We start from the raw sequence: 20,200 nt of genomic DNA, 5'->3' as shown, positions 1-20,200 counted from the left end.
CTAACTGAATATTCTTATAAATTCTAATGTCTCGCTGTCAATTACAATCTCTGATTTTTTAATCTGGTCAAGCACTTCAAAGAATTGTTTCCGTTTTCCTTCTGTATAATATAACTTCATCCGGCACGAATATGCCGTCAGCTGATCCGGATATGCTTCTTCCAGACGCTGGCACCAAACTCCCGCCTGTTCAAAAAGCTTCAGCTCCAGACTTCTCAGTATGACTGCCTCATAATAAGCCGGTGTCATCTTTGCAGTGTTCTTTCGGTAAAGCTTCTGCGCTGCCTCATCCATCATTTCCACAAACCGGCTCTGTTCCACCCCGGTAAATACCTTCTGCTTCAGAACAGCATCCATATAACCGATCAGCATCTCTTCGCAGTCTGTCTCATCCTCTTCCTCATGCTGCATTTCAACGTACAACTTCTGCACATAAGTACGGAACTCATTCAGCTCATCTTGCAGAACCGATGCCGCATAATGAGAAGTCTCCGAATCTTCGCTGTCAAGTGCAAGGGTGATCGCCTCCAGTGATTTCTGGATATCACCACGCAGCACCTTCAGCATCAGTCCTCTCAGATACTTCTGATCGCTTACTGCAAGCGCTTCTTCCACCGGAACAATATCCCGTTCTCTTTCTTCATCTGCTTTCAGATGCTGGCGGATCCTTTCTTTACTGAAAACCACATCCTCCAGATCGACCTCTCTTCGGAAAAATAAAAGGAAAAGCAAGTGACTGCCCAGGAAAAACAGCGGACCTGTAACCGGACAGAGCAACATGACTATAAACCGGATCACATAAGCTCTCCGGTTATCGTGAAGCACCGGATTTTCTTCTCCCTGCGCTGCATTTTTCTCCGGAACAGCGACACAGATTCCCCAGACTAGATATAACACGGAAATCGCGGCATTTACCAAACATACAATCACAAAGAAACATTCTTTATCTGTCATCACGCCGTCACCTCCCTGGTCACAACATGGCTGTCAAATCCAATCTCACGGATACGCTTCACCACATAAACTGCATTTTTCTGATCCGTATTCGGAAGCAATACATACAGACTGTCTTCCATCGTTCCGATATAATCACTCTGCCGTAAAAGTACAGAAATCTTTTTTCCTTTTTTCTCCAGCTTCTTATCCGAATCAATTTTCACCAGCGTACATTCGGTAAGTCCATTTCGCTTGGCGTCCTCAAACGCATGGACAAGCTGGGTAAATGCCTTCGTATCCAGGATCTGGGTTCCTTCTACATAACGCTGCTCTTTCAGCGCATTCAGATACCGGTTCGCACGTACCACTGCGTTCTGGATCAGATAACCGACAACTGTCAGCCGGTTCACCTCCGCAAGATTCATTCTCTCCCACGGGATTCCCCAGATCATTAAGATGATCTGCATCTGATCTCCTTCGTAAATGGCACTTGCCATCATCGGATACCCTTCATGCAGTGTCCTGTTGACATACACACGGTGTTCCTTCAGCTCCTCATAGATTTCCGTAAGATTCTTATACTCGACAGAATTGCCAAGTTTTCCCGCTGCCTTCGATGTAGAAGAGAAAAGACGCGCATAATGCTTGTCCGCAATCGTATATACCGCCACATCCGCACTGTCCATCAGCTGCGACAGCGTCCTGGCTGCATAGAAAAGTACCTCCTCCGGTCCATACCGATCCAGAGCCGAGGTGATTTCATAAATCTTTCCGAGACTGTCCTTATGATTGACGATCTGTGACTCAAATATATGCTTCATCCGCACATTGCTGTCATTGATATCCGCCATATCATCTAACTGACCACTCAGATATCCGATCTCTTCTTCACCCTGATTCTTGACAAAACGGATCTGGTCTCGCATATATCCGACCACCATTCCCAGAATGAACAGCTGTGCCATCCAGACGTAGGTATTGTAGTTCAGAAGGACTTCAAATCCACTCTGGTCATACATCTGCCGGAAACAGTAGCCTGCCGTTGCAAGAAGGGAAGAAAAAATCGCCTGATGCTGCCCATATACGATTGCAAACAAAAGTACATAGAGCAGATAGAAATCCAACCTGTCAAAATACTGGCTTCCGACCGCACGGTTATTCAACATAAAAAAAGGAATAAAGCAGATCATATTTTCCACATAAGGAACCAGGAGCAGAATAATACTTTTGATCAGATGCCAGGTGCCGATGCCCTGATTCTTATGCTCCTCCGTTTTCAAGAATGTTTCCTCATGCCGCTTCATATACTGTGCGACCTTCTTTATCCCCATCTCATAACCGACAAATATTGTCTGCCCAAATTCTTCTTTGTAACGTCTGCCATCCAAAACCAGGCGGTGTCCTGTCCCGACTGTGTCATCGTGGATCTCGCACCCTTCACCCAGATTCTTTTTCACAAGCTCTGCAAGCTCTGTCTGCGTAATTCTGTTTCCCGATGAGATATGATAAATATCGTGTTCGAGATGCTCTGCTGTAACCAGCCTGGCAATAAATTCAACTGCATCACTCTGAAAAAGCATTGAAAATTCATTTCTGCTGTTCGCCGCAATTTTCTTCGTCTTAAACGCGGTCAAAATCATATCAAAACACGGATTATCCTCCATCTTCCCCTTTTTCGGTACTCCATACAGGTGATCCAGACGCAGTACAGCCGTTTCCATTCCTCTTGTATTTTCATAACTTTTGCAGATCGTCTCTCCCTGGGAGACTGCCATTGCTTTAAAACTTTTTGCAGATACCAGTTCTTCTTCTTTCACTTCCTCCGGATAAGATTTCCCAAAAACTTCCTGGGAAGATAAATAGACAAATCTTCCCTTTTTATTTCCACAAAATGCTGACAGGATATTCGTCAGCTCAGAAGTAAAACGGACAGACTCTTTCCTCGCCTGTGACCAGTCATAATTGGTATCATAAGCTCCCATATGAAGCACAACATCCGGTCTTGTACTCTCAAAAATCTCCTTGATCCCGTCACAGTCATACGGAAAATTATATTTTTCAAAAACCTTGTGATAGCCACGGGTTCTTTCCCGTTTGCCGGTAATCAGATACACTCTGTGTTTGTCTTTATGTAATTTGTCGATCAATGCATTCATCAGACTGCACTCTCCACCGATCAAAAGTATTACCATGTCATTGCCTCATTTTTTTCCAGAAAATCCAGCACTTCCTGTACATCCTCCAGCACCTCTTTGCTGCTGATATGATACTCCCGTCCCAAAAGCTCTGCCATCTCTTCTGAGGTTTTTACCGCCTCCAGATGTTCATAAATAAATGCCGCTGTCTCACTTAGCGTCATCGTTCCATTTATCCGCTCCGCTGCTTCTCCTCTTGGAACAAGTACAAATTCATCTATTACCTGACGCATTACATAATTCTGCGTTTTTTTCATTGTTCTATTCCCTCATCTGCCACTTACATCTGTTTTCTGACGACTCTGTATTCATCTCCAGATCTGTAGTAAGGGCACTGATAATGATGATCCGTCAAAAAGCGCATCATCTCATCCTCATCCAGGTCTCTGTCACACGTGTAACATTCATATTCATCGTCATAAATATAAAACGTACAGGTGTCACAGCAGCTTGCCATATTTGCCATAACCTGCCTCCTGTCAATTCTTTTCCGTTTTATTTTTTTCCTGTTCAAAAATCGGGATCAGCTGCAGCTCATCATTCTTCTTCCGGAATGCCTGCAAAGTCTCCCGCACGGTTGTATTTCTCAGCTTGTACGTATTGCGTACAAAACATACAAATGTAATCACCCACAAAATAGGCCACAAAAGCGGACATCTTCCAAGCTTTTTAAAACGTACCTTCATCTGCAGATGTCCTTCCCTAAAATAGGTTCCCAGATGAACCTTCTCATAAGTTCCGCTGCCAACCAGCGTCCGGCTGTCCCCCGAGCCTACATCTTTGTCAACAAGAATCTTTTCTATAAATTTTCTGCTTACTTCCTGATCTCCCCGGATACTGCCGTCAATCTCACAGCCAAGTCCCAGATACCTGTGACAGGATTCCATGATCGTTTCATAGAAATGCATCATATGAGATTTCCTGCACCAGACATGAAGCCGGTCAAAATCAATCTCATCACAGTGTGCCTCCACATAACAGATAAAATCACATAAAAGCCGGATCCCGAATCCACTGTAGAGATAGTGTTTCAGCATATGATGCAGCATATAAAATACATACTCGGTAGGCGGTAAGACCTGATATTCATACCCTTCGATCACCTGACACTCCCCGCGCAGATTCCCACTGGAAAATACTTCATTGATCACCTGGTTTGCCGGTTCATACTGATACATTCCCACCACGTGATAATGCAACTCCAGAAGATACGTCCTTCCCGTCTGTGCAAAAGTATAATGGTAAGTCAGATGATGATCACTGATCTCTTTTTCTTCCACAAACCCTTCTGCCACAAGCACTTCCTTCGCCCGCTCCAGTGCCTTTTCTTCATTGATATAAAGGTCCACATCTCCAAGCTTCCGGTATTCCGCCTCCGGGTAATAAGCTGCCAGACTGATCCCCTTGAGCAGATAACAGGAAATCCCGTTACGGTCCAGTAAAGATACGATCATCCTTGTAAAATGCTCGATCTGATAATAATTATAAAGCAGCATTTTCAGCTGCTTTTTCAAAACCATATTGCTTTCATGTGTGTCTGCTTTTAGATAAGGGGTAAATGCTGCCGCCGTAAAATGTTTCCCGGCATAGTGCTGCAGTTTCTCCCATTCCGCTTCCGGTATCTCCACTTTTTCTTCTGACCGGGTACAATAATTCCGGATCAGTTCAAGATATGTCTGATCAGAGCGTTCCATCTTAGTTCGTTCCTTTCTCTTTGCCTGTCCCCGGTTTCGCCCAGTTGACAATCAGGATTCCGATAGAAACCAGCACCAGTGCGATCAGGTCTTTCATTCCGAATACATTTCCCTCACGCAAAATGATTGCGGAAAGGATCACCCCAAATACCGGATTCGTAAATCCGAAGATCGATACCTTGGATACCGGATTGTATTTCAACAGGATTCCCCACAGTGTGTATGCAACTGCAGAAATCAGCGCCATATAGATCAGAAGAATCATTGCCGGCATACTTGCCGTATGGATTCTTCCACCCATCACGAATCCGATCAGGATCATCACGAGCCCGCCTGCAGTAAACTGATATCCGCTTAACATCACCGGATCAGATTTGGCTGAATACTTCTTGATCAGTACAGAAGATAATGCATAAGCGATCGCAGAGATAAAAATAAATCCATCTCCGGTCAGATTAAAGCTCATATCCACATTGCTTCCGCTCAGATTGATCAGAACCACCCCTGCAAATCCGACGATACATCCGAGCACTTTTTTCTGATCCAATTTCTCCTGATGAAAGATCAGGCTTGAAACAAGGATTGCAAGGAATACATTGGATGCCTCAACGATCGATCCTTTGACTCCGGTCGTATGTGCAAGTCCTACATAAAAGAAAAAATACTGGACCACCGTCTGTAAAAGACAGATTTTTCCGATTCTCGGAAGATCTCCCTTCCCCGCTTTCAGAAAACGTCCCTGCAGGATCGATCCAAACAAAATAACCATAATGCCTGCAATCGTAAAGCGGCACCCTGCAAACAGAATCTGCGTGGCGGTATCGGCTGAATCGATCTGAAACAGCCGGTAGCCAACCTTGATACAAGGAAAAGCACTTCCCCATAACGCACAGCAGACCATTGCAAGAAGACATACCACCCAGTTTTTCCTCATTGTAGTCTCTTTTAACTTTATCATCTCATTCTTTCCGTTTCTTACGCAAGCAGTTCATCTGCAAGTTCTTCCATTGCAGTTACATCTGCATCTTTCATCGTAGATTTGATCGTAACCGTCTTTTCGCAGAGAGTGATCTTCTTCATCTTTTCTACATAACCTTTCATCACACGTGCTGCTGTCGGAGCCCAGGAACCATTCTCGATAATTGCGATCTTACGGTTCTGGTAGTTCTTATTGGTCAGTTTGTTCAGGAAAGTCTCCATGCACGGGAACACACTTGCATCATAGGAAGCTGCTGCAAGAACCAGCTTGTCATAGCGGAATGCATCCTCGATTGCCTCTGCCATATCATCTCTGGAAAGGTCAGTGATCGCTACCTTCTTTGCACCTTTGGCTTCCAGGATCTCTTTCATCTTCTCTGCTGCCTTCTTGGTATTGCCATGGATCGATGCATAAGCAACCAGTACCCCGTCATCTTCCGGTTCATAGCTGCTCCATGTCATGTATTTTCCGATATAGTATCCCAGATTTTCTTTCAGGATCGGTCCATGAAGCGGGCAAATCGTCTGAATGTCCAGAGTCGCTGCTTTTTTCAGAAGCGCCTGTACCTGTGCACCGTATTTGCCTACGATATTGAAGTAGTATCTTCTTGCTTCACAAGTCCAGTCCTCATCTGCATCCAGCGCACCGAATTTACCAAATCCATCTGCTGAGAACAGAATCTTCTCAGACTTTTCGTATTCGACCATAACTTCCGGCCAGTGAACCATCGGAGCCATAAAGAACTGAAGGGTATGGCTTCCAAGGGAAAGTTCTTCACCTTCTTTTACCGCAACTGCACGGTCTGCCAGATCTGCGATTTCAAAGAACTGTGGAAGCATTGCAATAGCTTTTGCACTTGCCACGATCTTGGCTTCCGGATATTTGTCTGCAAATTCTTTGATGCTTCCGGCATGATCCGGTTCCAGATGAGATACAACCAGATAATCCGGTGTTCTTCCATCCAGCACCCTCTCCAGATTCTCTTTCCATTCGTCTGTCTTTCTCGTATCAATCGTATCCATAACTGCGATCTTCTCGTCCAGGATCACATAAGAGTTGTAGGATACTCCATTTGGAACGATGTACTGGCTCTCAAAGAGATCCAGATCCTTATCATCTGCTCCGATATATTTTACTGCATCTGAAATTACTATGTCTTTCATGTTAGTTCCTCCTTGTAATTGGTGATTGAAAAGATGTTGGGGGCAAAAGGTATTTTGACCCCTTTGATACCAAATTGCTACGTGCTTTGCACTCTCGCAATCCTCAAAAACATTCGTAATCCGCTCATTTTTCTTTGAAAAACGGCTACTTACTCATGTTTTTGGCAGGAAGTTCCTACAGAATTTCCTGTTAAATAAGAAAGCTGGAAATATTACATTCCAGCCCCCCTTAATTTCCACTCTTAATAATACTATGGAAATAACACACTTTCAATAAAAAAAGCGTTTAATTTTTTCATATCTGTTCTCATTTTTTACATTAACCGGCACACACCATCTGTTCCTGCTCGTAAATGTGAAACGGCGCATCAATCGGATTTTTCATATCCCAGAGATAATATCCACCCTCTTTATAATACACCGGAAGAGTCTCGCATCGTTTTACACTCCGGATCAGTTCCTGCACCGAACGGATCTCTCTTGGAAAATACGTTGCATAAAGTCCCAGCTTCTCCGGCACATGACAATCACTTGATCCAACTGTTGCAATTCCAAGCTCAGCCGCATATTCTGCCGCCTTTCGATTTGCCTCGTAAAGTGTGCTGCCGTTCAGCACTTCGATTCCATCAAGTCCCTTTACAATCTTCAGGTTCTCTTCCAGTCCCCTGTTATTATTGCGGAATGGATGGGCACTGAAACACATACCGCCTTGTGCCTGTACCAGATCTACAAACTCCTGTGCCGGGATTCTCTCTTTTGGATAATCCTCAATTCCAAATGCTACAATGTCTCCCTGCAGGGAATAAAATTCAATTCCGACAAAAATCGGAAATCCTGTTTTCTCCGAATACTCTGCCGCAAATTCCTTCAGTCCCATACTGTCATGATCCGTAATACAGATTCCATCAAGTCCTCTGCGCTTTGCGATCTCTACCATGTTCTCCAATCTTAAAAAGCTATCCCCCGAATAACGCATCTCATGCATATGCATATCAATTATCAACTGTTAATAACCTCCTGTTAAAATGCCTTTTCATTTCTCTTTTCTTCATTTTAACATGTTGTTTTACAAAAAAATAATTGATAATTTACATGCAGAAATTCAATTATAGAGTTTTCCGATAAACACTCTATTGCTCAAATATCTGCATAAGATGCGCACAAAGTCCGTCCCACGAAATCTGCTCCAGATGCTCCTTCTCCGGCTTTGATCCAGGATATTTTGCGATCCCTTCGATGGCTCCGGCAAGTTTCTTTTCAAATACCGGAAGTTCTTCTTCCACAGGTTCATCTTCATTCACTCTTTTTGGCGGCTCTACAAAAACCACACCATTATCCGGAAGATTCTGATCGATCCAATTCCTGATCCCCGGAAGATCTGTACAGATCACATAGGTACCACATGCCAGAGCCTCAATGATCACAAGCGGAAGACCTTCATAAAAAGATGGCAGTACAAACACATCACTCTGATTCATCTTCTTCGCCAACTCCTGCTGTGTGATCTTCCCGGCAAAGGCAACTGCAAACGGACACTTTTCGGCAAGCTCCCGGATTTCCTGATATTCGCCCTCATCTCCGGCACCTCCTGCCAGTTCCAGAGAAATAATAAGACCGGAATCCTTCAGATAATCCAACGAACGGATCAGACTTTTCACACCCTTTTTCTCTGAGATCTTTCCGGCAAAGATTAGTCTCAGCTCTTTTTCTTCTCCCTGTGAATCCCCCATCTCCTGCCGGAAAACATCACTGTTATAGCCGGTTCCGATCACCCGTACCTTCTCTCTGATATGTTCCCCGTAAATTCCGCAGATCATCTCTTTCTGCTCCTCATGCAATGCAAAAATCCCATCCAGCGCAGGAATTCTCTGTAAAATGTATTCCCGGTTCTGTTCTGTCTTGCGGATCTGCCGCAGGTCGGATCCATGGGATACTCCATATACCTTTTTATCAGGAAACAGCTCTCTTACAATCGCTGTAAGGAGATACAGATGGTGACACAGGATCACGTCCGGATCCAACTCCTCCACTGCTTTTTTCAGTACCTCGCCAAATGCGTTCCGGAACGTTTCCGTCATCTCCTCTGTCAGGTCTGAATACCTGGTACTCGGATACGGCATCTCGTCCGACATTCCCGTGATCGGATACGGTAACTGCTCCGATTCAAAATATACCGGATAAAAGCTTACCCCCTCCGGAAGACATACCTGATCAGCTTTTGTAACTCCCGCGATCACTGACTGTGTGATTCCCTTTTTTTTAAATCCTCTGACCAGTTCCGTCAGATAGATACCGCTTCCGGTACTGTCCGGCTTCTGGGCTGTGACACTTAATATTTTCATTCTTTCGTCCCTCTTACTTTGTTAAAATTTCCCTGTTACATGTATTTATTGCCGCAATGTAATCAATAAAAGCGGTACTCACCGTTTATCATTTATCCATGCTTTAATTATTCTCCAGTTTCTTTTTCACCTGTTTTTTTAGAAGTTCTTCCTTTCATTGGATGAAAATGTTCCGAAAGGAGAATGTTTATATGATGTAACTGTTCAGAGCCAACCTCCAAAATGCTACGCATTTCGTCGGTGTGGCGTATCCGCCAAATAAAATTTCAAAAACAGTCTTAAAAATGCAAGCATTTTACACCTGTTTTATGAAATTTTGCTTGGCTCTGAACAGTTACCATATGATTATATTAACATATAGTTGGAATCTGTAAAAGAGACGATCTCGATCCGGATATTTTCAACAGAGATATCTAAATACTGCTTCTTCTTTTCTTTTTCCGCTTTTTCCTTAAAATCCATAAAAAAAGCAAAAAAAGAAACCTTTTTGGTAAAGGTTCCTCTATTACTTCTATATATAACTGGTTTTGTTATGTTTAACTAAATGCGGATGACAGGACTTGAACCTGCACCTCGTAGAGACTAGATCCTAAGTCTAGCGCGTCTGCCAGTTCCGCCACATCCGCATTTTTTTAGTCCCACAGAAAACCATGGGACTAAATAAGTGAGCGTGCGGGGATTCGAACCCCGGACAACTTGATTAAAAGTCAAGTGCTCTACCACCTGAGCTACACGCCCATAACTGGGCCAGCTGGATTCGAACCAGCGAGTGCAGGAGTCAAAGTCCTGTGCCTTACCGCTTGGCGATGACCCATTATCTTTATGTCTTGACATAGAATGCGCCATGGCACATTCCCGCGCCTGCGACAATCGCTTTACTTACAGCATCCCGAATCTGCCAAAGCTCTCATATCCTGCCGGAGACTTTTATGATATCCATTCTTGCAATGTCTATCATAAAAAAAATGCGAGCATTTCTGCTTGCCATTTCTTTCAAATATTATAGATTAAAGGGTGGATACAGGGATTCGAACCCTGGGCCTCCAGAGCCACAATCTGGCGCGCTAACCAACTGCGCTATACCCACCATATAAACGTGCTTGGAGGGATTCGAACCCCCGACCCACGGCTTAGAAGGCCGTTGCTCTATCCAACTGAGCTACAAACACACAACACTGGATTCTCAGTGTAAGCGGGTGATGGGAATCGAACCCACGTATCCAGCTTGGAAGGCTGGTGTTCTACCATTGAACTACACCCGCAGATCACATCGGGGTGACAGGATTCGAACCTGCGACCTCCTGGTCCCAAACCAGGCGCTCTAGCCAAGCTGAGCCACACCCCGTTGTTTATCTGTTTGTCATCTCCGTGACGACAAAAGTTATTATATTACAAGATTTTCAAAAAGTCAACATGTTTTTTAAATTTTTTTAAAGAAATTTTTATTTTTCTTTTTCTTGTAAAAGACACGCATTTTTGCCCTTTTTTAGCAGAAATACGTGCCACCTACTCTAATCCAGATAATGAATCGTAAACTCCGTATTCCCGTCCCGATCCATCTCCATAATAATATAACTGCCTTTTCTGCCTTCCTGCCGTGGAAATGACAGACTGCCCGGATTCAGCACTGTAATATCACCAAACTTTTTCAGATACGGTCTGTGTGTGTGACCAAACATCACGATATCTGCATTTCTCGATCTTCCCTCATCCAGGATCCGCTCTACACCAAGAGACACCGAATACTGGTGTCCATGTGCCATAAATGCTTTTTTCTTGCCAAAATAAATCTCCATCTCCCGGAGATTGCGTGAGAAGAAATCATTATTCCCAGCCAGTATATACGCCGGACATCCGCAGAATGCCTCAATATAATCTTCTCCGCCCTCTGTATCCCCGAGATGCACCAGATAATCAATCTTTCCAGCTTCCATGATTGCCCGGTCAAATGCAGTATGTCTTCCATGTGTATCACTAATAATCAATACTCTCATAACTTTTTCTCCATGATCTGTCTCATCATCCGAAGCGCTTCTCCTCTGTGGCTGAGTTCATTCTTCTTTTCCGGTGCAAGCTCTGCCGAGGTACAACCGTATTCCGGCAGGAAAAAGATCGGATCGTAGCCAAATCCATTTGCTCCGGCGATTTCGTAACCAATACATCCTTCCATCGTTCCACGGACAACCTCTTTGTCCCCGTTCGGAAATACTGCTGCCACCGCACAGACAAACCTTGCTGTACGCTGCTTATCCGGTACGCCTTTCATTCTTGAGAGCAGGAGGCTGTTCTTGATATCATACGAAGTATCGGTTCCTGCATAGCGTGCAGAATAGATTCCCGGTTCTTTATTCAGATAATCGATTTCCAGTCCGGAATCATCTGCCAGCACAATCGCATCCATCGCCCTCACTTCCGGCAGCTCTGCGATCGCTGAGGCTTTGATCATCGCATTTTCCTCAAAGGACTTTCCATCCTCTACGATATCAATGTCAACCCCGGCTTCCTTCATAGAAAGGATCTCCATCCCCAGATCCTGCAAGATCTGACGGATCTCTATCATTTTATTCTTATTACCCGTTGCAAAAATAATTTTCATCTGTAAATTCTTCTTTCTCTTACTGTCTTGGTTCTCTTGGGCGTTTCGGTGGTTTCGGACCTAAGAACTGATAGAAATAGGTCTTCAGCATACCATTATATATCTTCCGGTTCTTATCTGCTTTTCTTCCGAAATAACGCTCTGCATCCTCGTAACTGGTGATCATATATGCAGACCAGCTGTCCAGCTTTTTAAAACTCTCACCGAATTCTCGGTATAACTGCGGCAGATCCTTTTTATCCTCCAGCCGCTCGCCATACGGCGGATTGGTAATGATAAAGCCATACTTCTTCGGGTGGCTTAAATCCTTTACCGCTCTTTCCTGAAAATGGATCAGATGGTCAACGCCTGCATCTTTGGCATTCTGTCTTGCTGCTTTTACTGCCTCCGGATTCAGGTCATATCCTTGAATATCAACCTGTATCTCCCGGTCGATCACATCATTTGCCTCATCCATCGTATCATACCATGCTTTTTTCGGGATCAGGTTCCCCCATTCTTCTGCTGTAAAGGAACGGTTCATACCCGGTGCAATATTGGCTGCCATCATAGCCGCTTCGATTGGAAATGTTCCACTTCCGCAGAAAGGGTCTACCAGGATCCGGTCCTTGTGCCACGGTGTCAGCATGATCAGTGCAGATGCCAGTGTCTCTGTGATCGGTGCCTTTACAGTCATCTGACGATAACCTCTCTTATGTAAAGATACACCGGAGGTATCAATCCCGATCGTCACGATATCTTTCATCAGAAATACACGGATCGGGTAAGCCGGTCCATCCTCCTGGAACCATTCTATCCCGTAGATCCGTCTCAGCCTTTCTACCATGGCTTTTTTCATGATCGACTGAATATCTGACGGGCTGAACAGCTTACTCTTTACAGATGCAGCCTTCGTCACCCAGAACTTTCCGTTCTTTGGAATATAATTCTCCCACGGAAGTACTCTTGTTTTCTCAAATAATTCATCAAACGTCTCTGCTTTAAACGAACCAACCTTAAGAAGGATTCTCTCTGCTGTCCGGAGGAACACGTTCGCATCACAAATCGCCTGTGCATCTCCCCAGAAGCATACTCTTCCGTCTTCTACTGTTGATATCTCATATCCCAAATCCAGCACTTCCCGCTTCAGAACAGCTTCCATTCCGAAATGGCAGGGTGCTATCAGCTCCATCTTTTCCATTCTTTTTCCTTTCTCTACTCTGCAATCTGTTATAAACTATATTACGTTTTTCGGTTGCCTTTTGTCAAGTAGTGCGCTTGTACCACAAATTTTTTTAAGGAACCAGATTGCTACACCAAAAATAGAAAAGCAGCGGAATCCAAACCGCTGCTTTTCCATTCTTAACTGCTTTGCACTTTTTAATACTTATCACTTTCGTTATGGCAGGACTTTGAGCTGTCATATGCATTACGGTCTGATTCATATGCATTCTTTGCATTCCGGTTAGTCGTATTTTTACCGGATGCATTTTTATTGCCTGAATTTTTATTTGACTGATTCTTGCCGGAAGCATTTTCAGCATACGCATTCTTATTGGATCCATATGAATTTTTGTTTGTACTGTTTTCTGAAGCATTATAATTTTTTGCCATTGATAATTCCTCCTGACATTTTTTTGTACAAACATAGTATCTATCCTTTTCGTATTTTTATACATTTTTATTTTTATCTTGATTTTTAAATCGGTTTATATTATACTTTGTCGTGTAGAGATTTATTTTCTACAACCCCTTATTAATTATTTATACTCCCCTCAAACGCTCGATAGCTCCCCTATCGAGCGTTTAACGTTATATAACAGGCAGATCCTTTTTAAGTACTTGAACCTGCCATATAGAACATATAATCAAAAAGCCGGAGGCATAAGCTTCTTTTCATTGCAGAAGAATCTTATACATCCGGCTTTTTTAATTACCATCGCCTTCTCAGCATTCTGACCAGCAGTATGATCACCAGAAGAGGAATCAGTACCGGTGCGATCAGGCTTACAATCCCACTTATCACCGCAAAGATCACAACGATCACAGCCACAACCACAAGAATCAGCAGAAGTTTCTTCCACCAACTGTCCAGGCTCCACACATGGATATTGCTACTTTCTTCTGTGCTGCTGTTGCCTCTGTAGGTCCTTCCATCCGAATCATAGATCACATCTTCTACACTTTCTTCTCTCTGCGCATCCACGATCGTCTTCGCAAGAATCCACGGATCTCCAAGTTCCGCCAGTACCTCACTCTCCGTTCTTCCTTTTCGGATCTCATCATCAATATACTGACCGTAGTAGTTCAGATTCTCCTGCAGCACCTGTGGTGTCACACCGGAAGAAAGTTCAATTCTCAGTTTTTCAAGGAACTCTGCTTTCGTCATCTTTCTTTCTCCTCTATTCTCATTATTTCATTGTTTATAATTATATTCTGATGATACCAGGGTCAAAAGGTCAGAAATCCAATGCAAACTTGCTTGCAAGAGGATTTTTGACCCCAACATCATTCTGATACAAAAATGTGCCTTGGTCCATTCCCGCGCCTGCGATCATTACCCGCAACATCTTCCCTGTATCACAGTGCACATCTCGCCGGAGGCTTTCTATATCCGGAAATAAATTTCCGGATATAGAAAAGAACCTCAGACTTAGAGTAGCATAATTTCTGCTTCTTTCCAAGTCTAAGGTCCTTAAATTTCTATAAGAATTTTATATGTATTTTCTAAACTTCAAATAAAAGATCTCCATAAGAAGGCATTGGCCATACTTCTTTATCCACGATCATTTCCAGTTCATCTACCGGTGTACGGAGGCCTTCCATAGCCGGAACCACGCTGAAGTGATAGAATTCAGACTGTACTTTTCCTTCTTCTTTTCCTGCTGCTTCTTCTGTGACTGCTTCCAGTTTCTTAAGGGCAGCCTTTGTTTCTGTCAGAAGTCCTGAGATGTCAGCAAGCATTTCAGCCTGCACAGATGCATCTGCTCCGGCTTCTTTTACTGCAAGAACCGTATCTGCAAGCTCTTTTGTATATTTTACAACTGCAGGAATGATCTGTTTTGCAGCAATATCGATCATGGCCTTTGCTTCGATATTGATTGCCTTTGCATAGTTCTCGTATTTGATCTCTGCACGGGATTCCAGCTCTGCCTTGGTAAATACACCAAATTTTCCGAACAGTTCTACCGCTTTGTCAGTTGTCAGTGCCGGGATTGCTTCTACCATGGACTTGATATTCGGAAGTCCTCTCTTTTCTGCTTCAGCTACCCATTCGTCAGAATATCCGTTGCCGTTGAAGATAATTCTCTGATGATCTGTCAGATATTCTTTGATCAGGCTGTGTACAGCTGTATCAAAATCATCTGCTTTTTCCAGGACATCGCATGCCTCTGCAAATGCCTCTGCTACGATTGTATTCAGTACTACGTTTGATCCTGCAATGGAATCGCGGGAACCTACCATACGGAATTCAAATTTATTTCCGGTAAATGCAAATGGTGAAGTTCGGTTTCTGTCGGTTGCATCCTTTGTAAGATCTGGAAGGGTTGTTACACCTGTTTGCAGCTTTCCACCATTCAGGCTGTGTGTTGCCTCACCTGTACTGAGAAGCTGTTCTACAACGTCCTGAAGCTGTTCTCCAAGGAAGATAGAGATGATTGCCGGCGGTGCTTCGTTTGCTCCAAGTCTGTGGTCATTTCCCGGATCGGCAGCCGATTCACGAAGCAGATCTGCGTGTACATCAACTGCTTTCAGGATACATGCCAGTACCAGAAGGAACTGTACATTTTCATGAGGTGTCTTTCCCGGATCCAGCATATTGATTCCGTCATCTGTTGTGATAGACCAGTTGTTATGCTTACCAGATCCGTTGACTCCTGCAAACGGTTTCTCGTGAAGCAGACATTTCAGTCCATGCTCGCATGCTACCTTTTTCAGTGTCTTCATGATGATCTGGTTGTGATCCACTGCAATATTGGCCTCTGCATAGATCGGTGCAAGTTCGTGCTGTGCAGGTGCCACTTCGTTGTGCTGTGTCTTTGCTGCAACGCCGAGTTTCCATAATTCTTCGTTGACATCTTTCATATAGGAAGCAACCCTCTGACGGATCGTTCCAAAGTAGTGATCGTCAAGCTCCTGTCCTTTCGGCGGCATTGCTCCGAAAAGTGTACGTCCTGTGTAAATAAGGTCTTTTCTCTGTAAGAATTTCTTTGCATCAACAAGGAAGTATTCCTGCTCCGGTCCTACAGAAGGTGTTACTTTCTTTGATGTTGTATTTCCGAACAGACGAAGCAGTCTGATGGATTCTTTGTTGATTGCTTCCATAGATCTGAGAAGCGGTGTTTTTTCATCCAGTGCCTCACCTGTGTAAGAGCAGAATGCTGTCGGGATGCAAAGGATCGCTCCGGCTGCATCTTTTCTTACAAATGCCGGTGATGTACAATCCCATGCTGTATATCCTCTTGCTTCAAATGTAGCACGAAGTCCGCCTGACGGGAAAGAAGAAGCATCCGGCTCCCCTTTGATCAGTTCTTTTCCGGAAAAGCTCATCAGAACCTTTCCGCTTGGAAGCGGAGCTGAGATGAAGGAATCATGCTTTTCAGCAGTAACTCCTGTCAGTGGCTGGAACCAGTGTGTATAATGGGTTGCACCTTTTTCGATTGCCCATTCTTTCATTTCATGTGCAATTACATCTGCTGTCTCAAGATCCAGCTCTTTTCCTTCTTCAATTGTCTGTTTTAATTTTTTGTATACTTTTTTCGGAAGTCTCTCCTGCATTACTGCATCGTTAAAAACATCTTCGCCAAAAATTTCTGCCACGCTTAACCATTCACTACTCATAATTACCTTCCTTTCTCTAACGATCGAGTAGGCTGACTCCTACTCGATTCTTATACTTTGTACATCATCTCGCTTAACAGCTCGATGATGTACATTCACCAAATGTAGATCCTTGTGCAAGCACAAATCTGCACTTGGCTCATCGTATACACAAAAAAACGAGGAAACTCCACTTTGTGGAACTTCCTCGTTCATTGTGATCTCTGTTATTTAAGATATATTTACGATACTCTTTTTTCTTTCAAATTTCAAGACCAATTTTTTAATTTGTGTATATTTTCACAAAACTTCATAAGTTTTCAACTTCTTTTTCAACATTTATACCAGTCACTTCTTAGACCTCGAACAGCAGATCTCCGTAAGAAGGCATCGGCCACATATTCTTGTTGACGATCATTTCCAGTTCATCCACTGGTTTTCTTAAAGCTTCCATTGCCGGTACAACTTTCTGCATGAAGAAGAATGCCTGTTCTTTTCCTTCTGTCTCCGGTACTTCTGCCACAACAGTTTCCAGTGCTCTGAGTGCTTCTTTTGTGTCTTTCAAAAGATCAGCCGACTGTACAAGAAGCTCTTCCTGTACACCTGTATATGCTGCAGCGCTTGCCTGTTTTACCTGGTTGATCGAATTAGCCAGCGAAGTTACATATTGGATCACAGCCGGGATAATATGCTTGCTTGCGATATCGATCATGGAACGTGCTTCAATGTTGATTGCCTTTGAGTATGCCTCATATTTGATCTCTGCACGGGATTCCAGTTCTGCACGGCTGAATACATCGAATTTTTCAAACATTTCAACCGCATTGTCATATGTCAGACATTCAATAGACTCTACCATGGTCTTAATATTCGGAAGTCCTCTTCTTTCGGCTTCCTTCACCCACTCATCAGAATATCCGTTGCCATTGAATACGATCCTCTGATGTTTGGATGCATATTCCTTGATCAGATCATGGACTGCAAGATCAAAATCTTCTGCTTTTTCGAGTACATCGCAGGCATCAGAGAAGGACTCAGCCACGATTGTATTTAATACTACGTTCGGTGCTGCCACCGAGTCTCTGGATCCTACCATACGGAACTCAAATTTATTTCCTGTAAATGCGAATGGTGAAGTACGGTTTCTGTCAGTTGCATCCTTTGCAAAATCCGGAAGCGTACTTACACCGGTATGTAATTTGCCGCCTTTTAAGCTGTGTGCAGCTTCTCCGGTATCAATAAGCTGTGCAAGCACGTCTTCAAGCTGTTCTCCGAGGTATGCGGAAATAATTGCCGGCGGTGCTTCATTTGCTCCAAGTCTGTGATCGTTTCCTACGTCAGAAGCAGATTCACGGAGCAGGTCTGCATGCAGGTCTACTGCACGGAGAATACAGGTCAGAACCAGAAGGAACTGAATATTATCATGAGGTGTCTTTCCCGGATCCAGAATGTTGATCCCATCATCTGTAACCAGTGACCAGTTATTATGCTTTCCGGAACCATTTACACCTTCAAACGGCTTTTCGTGTAACAGGCATTGAAGATTATGGCGATATGCCACTTTCTTCAGCGTCTCCATGATCAGCTGATTATGGTCAACTGCTACGTTGCACTGTGCATAGATCGGCGCAAGCTCATGCTGTCCAGGTGCCACTTCGTTGTGCTGTGTCTTTGCAGCTACACCCATCTTCCAGAGTTCTTCATTGACATCAGTCATAAATGCTGCGATTCTCTCACGGATCGCACCAAAATAATGGTCATCCAGTTCCTGTCCCTTCGGAGGATTTGCTCCGAATAATGTACGTCCTGTAAATACAAGATCCTTTCTCTTAAGATATTTTTCTCTGTCTACCAGGAAATATTCCTGCTCAACTCCAACAGATGGTGTAACCTTTTGGGACGTTGTGTTTCCAAAAAGACGCAGAAGACGGATGGATTGTTTGTTGATTGCTTCCATAGAACGAAGAAGAGGTGTCTTCTGATCCAGTGCTTCTCCGGTATAGGAACAAAATGCCGTCGGTATATATAAAATCGATCTTTTCCCATCCGGACTCTTTTTAACAAATGCAGGCGATGTACAATCCCACGCTGTATAACCTCTTGCTTCAAATGTAGAACGCAGTCCTCCTGACGGGAAGGAAGATGCATCCGGTTCTCCTTTGATCAGCTCTTTTCCCGAAAACTCCATCAGGATCTTTCCATCTGACTTCGGTGCTGAAATAAACGAATCATGCTTTTCAGCTGTTGCTCCTGTAAGAGGCTGGAACCAGTGCGAATAGTGAGTGGCACCCTTTTCAATCGCCCACTCTTTCATCTCATGTGCAATAACATCTGCTGTTGCAGCCTGAAGCTCTTTACCTTCTTCGATCGTCTTTTTCAGCTCTTTGTAAGTCTTCTTCGGAAGTCTTTCCTGCATAACAGCATCATTGAAGACGTTTTCTCCAAATATTTCTGCTACACTAATCCATTCGCTCATCCCATGTACCTCTCTTTTCTACTACTCATTTTCTACTACTTATACAAAACGGTCGTTTTTTGATTCAAATAAAGGAGTCTTGCACTTACGCAAAACTCCTTTTATACCGTTTTCTTCGGACGCCTTTGTCCATGATATTATCAAAAATCAGACTATTCAGCTTTTCCGTCAGAACCGAACAGAATCATTTTCTCTTTTACTTTTTCAACGATTGCATCTGCACCTGGTTTCAGAAGTTTACGTGGATCGTATCCTTTTCCTTCAAGATCCTTTCCTGCTTCAATGTATTTGCGGGTAGCTTCTGCGAATACCAGCTGACATTCTGTATTAACATTGATCTTAGATACTCCAAGGTCAATCGCTTTCTTAATCATATCATCCGGAATTCCTGTACCTCCATGAAGTACAAGCGGAAGTTCTCCTGTGAGCTCCTGAACTGCTGCAAGAGTCTCAAAGCTGAGTCCTTTCCAGTTTGCCGGATATTTTCCATGGATGTTGCCAATACCTGCCGCAAGAAAATCAACGCCAAGGTCTGCGATCATCTTGCATTCCTTAGGGTCTGCGCATTCGCCCATTCCTACAACACCATCTTCTTCTCCACCGATAGAACCAACTTCTGCCTCGATAGAAAGTCCTTTTCCATGGCAAAGTTTAACAAGTTCTGTAGTCTTCTCAATGTTTTCTTCGATCGGATAATGAGATCCGTCAAACATAACTGATGAGAATCCTGCATCTATACATTTCAGGCAGCCTTCATAGCTACCATGATCAAGATGAAGTGCAACCGGAACTGAAATGTCCATCTCTTTGATCATTCCATTTACCATTCCTACAACTGTTCTGTATCCAGCCATGTATTTTCCTGCACCTTCAGACACACCAAGGATAACCGGTGATCTTAATTCCTCAGCTGCAGTCAGAACTGCTTTGGTCCATTCAAGATCGTTGATATTAAACTGTCCTACTGCGTAATGACCTGCTTTTGCTTTTTTTAACATTTCTGTTGCTGAAACTAACAT

At 43.6% G+C, this 20,200-nt stretch carries 17 protein-coding genes and 7 tRNA genes; all 24 read right to left on the bottom strand.

All coding sequences use genetic code 11. The features are described from left to right. The 24 genes from PGW42_RS04340 to fba all read right to left on the bottom strand — a co-directional run bounded on the left by PGW42_RS04340 (nucleotide 1) and on the right by fba (nucleotide 20,200). Nucleotides 1–954: a hypothetical protein gene (locus PGW42_RS04340; protein WP_117823420.1), complete on the bottom strand. Its 954-nt coding sequence runs from the start codon at nucleotides 952–954 to the stop codon at nucleotides 1–3. Beyond that, on the bottom strand, nucleotides 954–3,128 hold the full coding sequence (locus tag PGW42_RS04335) for an NAD-dependent epimerase/dehydratase family protein (RefSeq protein WP_270202916.1): 2,175 nt from the start codon (nucleotides 3,126–3,128) through the stop codon (nucleotides 954–956). Before PGW42_RS04335 ends, PGW42_RS04340 begins: the two co-directional genes overlap by 1 nt. After that, nucleotides 3,122–3,388, bottom strand: a complete 267-nt coding sequence (locus PGW42_RS04330) for a PqqD family protein (protein WP_173825340.1) — start codon at nucleotides 3,386–3,388, stop codon at nucleotides 3,122–3,124. The genes PGW42_RS04335 and PGW42_RS04330 overlap by 7 nt, the downstream gene beginning before the upstream one ends. A 23-nt stretch (nucleotides 3,389–3,411) precedes the next feature. After that, the gene (locus PGW42_RS04325; RefSeq protein ID WP_117823414.1) at nucleotides 3,412–3,597 is read right to left on the bottom strand and encodes a DUF6472 family protein; all 186 of its coding nucleotides are present in this window, start codon (nucleotides 3,595–3,597) and stop codon (nucleotides 3,412–3,414) included. A gap of 13 nt (nucleotides 3,598–3,610) precedes the next feature. Then, on the bottom strand, nucleotides 3,611–4,825 hold the full coding sequence (locus PGW42_RS04320) for a nucleotidyltransferase domain-containing protein (protein WP_270202917.1): 1,215 nt from the start codon (nucleotides 4,823–4,825) through the stop codon (nucleotides 3,611–3,613). Between the two features lies 1 nt (nucleotide 4,826). Next, entirely contained in the window at nucleotides 4,827–5,759 is a 933-nt protein-coding gene (locus tag PGW42_RS04315; RefSeq protein ID WP_330676991.1) for a DMT family transporter, read from the bottom strand. Nucleotides 5,760–5,800: 41 nt separating this feature from the next. Beyond that, nucleotides 5,801–6,967: an FprA family A-type flavoprotein gene (locus PGW42_RS04310; protein ID WP_117558583.1), complete on the bottom strand. Its 1,167-nt coding sequence runs from the start codon at nucleotides 6,965–6,967 to the stop codon at nucleotides 5,801–5,803. A 319-nt stretch (nucleotides 6,968–7,286) separates the two neighbouring features. After that, the gene (locus tag PGW42_RS04305; RefSeq protein WP_117558582.1) at nucleotides 7,287–7,970 is read right to left on the bottom strand and encodes a PHP domain-containing protein; all 684 of its coding nucleotides are present in this window, start codon (nucleotides 7,968–7,970) and stop codon (nucleotides 7,287–7,289) included. A 127-nt stretch (nucleotides 7,971–8,097) separates the two neighbouring features. Next, a complete protein-coding gene (locus tag PGW42_RS04300) occupies nucleotides 8,098–9,309 on the bottom strand; it encodes a glycosyltransferase family 4 protein (RefSeq protein ID WP_270202919.1) in 1,212 nt (403 codons plus the stop codon). Nucleotides 9,310–9,854: 545 nt separating this feature from the next. Continuing rightward, a tRNA-Leu gene (locus tag PGW42_RS04295) sits at nucleotides 9,855–9,935 on the bottom strand. A gap of 39 nt (nucleotides 9,936–9,974) precedes the next feature. Then, nucleotides 9,975–10,047: transfer RNA gene (locus PGW42_RS04290), tRNA-Lys, on the bottom strand. Between the two features lie 4 nt (nucleotides 10,048–10,051). After that, nucleotides 10,052–10,123: transfer RNA gene (locus PGW42_RS04285), tRNA-Gln, on the bottom strand. A 199-nt stretch (nucleotides 10,124–10,322) separates the two neighbouring features. Beyond that, a tRNA-His gene (locus PGW42_RS04280) sits at nucleotides 10,323–10,396 on the bottom strand. An 8-nt stretch (nucleotides 10,397–10,404) separates the two neighbouring features. Continuing rightward, a tRNA-Arg gene (locus PGW42_RS04275) sits at nucleotides 10,405–10,478 on the bottom strand. Between the two features lie 22 nt (nucleotides 10,479–10,500). Further along, a tRNA-Gly gene (locus tag PGW42_RS04270) sits at nucleotides 10,501–10,571 on the bottom strand. An 8-nt stretch (nucleotides 10,572–10,579) separates the two neighbouring features. After that, nucleotides 10,580–10,654 (bottom strand) — tRNA-Pro (locus PGW42_RS04265). 166 nt (nucleotides 10,655–10,820) lie between these two features. Beyond that, nucleotides 10,821–11,303, bottom strand: a complete 483-nt coding sequence (locus PGW42_RS04260; RefSeq protein ID WP_117823404.1) for a metallophosphoesterase family protein — start codon at nucleotides 11,301–11,303, stop codon at nucleotides 10,821–10,823. After that, the gene (gene rdgB / locus PGW42_RS04255) at nucleotides 11,300–11,905 is read right to left on the bottom strand and encodes an RdgB/HAM1 family non-canonical purine NTP pyrophosphatase (protein WP_117834898.1); all 606 of its coding nucleotides are present in this window, start codon (nucleotides 11,903–11,905) and stop codon (nucleotides 11,300–11,302) included. Before rdgB ends, PGW42_RS04260 begins: the two co-directional genes overlap by 4 nt. A gap of 19 nt (nucleotides 11,906–11,924) precedes the next feature. Continuing rightward, a complete protein-coding gene (locus tag PGW42_RS04250) occupies nucleotides 11,925–13,085 on the bottom strand; it encodes a THUMP domain-containing class I SAM-dependent RNA methyltransferase (protein ID WP_117834896.1) in 1,161 nt (386 codons plus the stop codon). 179 nt (nucleotides 13,086–13,264) lie between these two features. Next, on the bottom strand, nucleotides 13,265–13,498 hold the full coding sequence (locus tag PGW42_RS04245; RefSeq protein WP_022219969.1) for a hypothetical protein: 234 nt from the start codon (nucleotides 13,496–13,498) through the stop codon (nucleotides 13,265–13,267). Between the two features lie 319 nt (nucleotides 13,499–13,817). Continuing rightward, entirely contained in the window at nucleotides 13,818–14,273 is a 456-nt protein-coding gene (locus tag PGW42_RS04240) for a DUF1700 domain-containing protein (RefSeq protein ID WP_117834894.1), read from the bottom strand. 338 nt (nucleotides 14,274–14,611) lie between these two features. Next, nucleotides 14,612–16,726, bottom strand: a complete 2,115-nt coding sequence (locus tag PGW42_RS04235; RefSeq protein WP_044999028.1) for a glutamine synthetase III family protein — start codon at nucleotides 16,724–16,726, stop codon at nucleotides 14,612–14,614. Nucleotides 16,727–17,060: 334 nt separating this feature from the next. Then, entirely contained in the window at nucleotides 17,061–19,181 is a 2,121-nt protein-coding gene (locus PGW42_RS04230) for a glutamine synthetase III family protein (RefSeq protein WP_022219973.1), read from the bottom strand. Between the two features lie 152 nt (nucleotides 19,182–19,333). Beyond that, a complete protein-coding gene (fba, locus tag PGW42_RS04225; protein ID WP_022219974.1) occupies nucleotides 19,334–20,200 on the bottom strand; it encodes a class II fructose-1,6-bisphosphate aldolase in 867 nt (288 codons plus the stop codon).

Origin of the sequence: Coprococcus sp. TM115-187 (genome assembly GCF_027679115.1) — a bacterium.
In the GTDB taxonomy this organism is placed as follows: Bacteria; Bacillota; Clostridia; order Lachnospirales; family Lachnospiraceae; genus Allocoprococcus; species Allocoprococcus comes.
The sequence above is the reverse complement of the archived record's forward strand: the minus strand, read 5'-3'. Positions and strand labels throughout refer to the sequence as shown.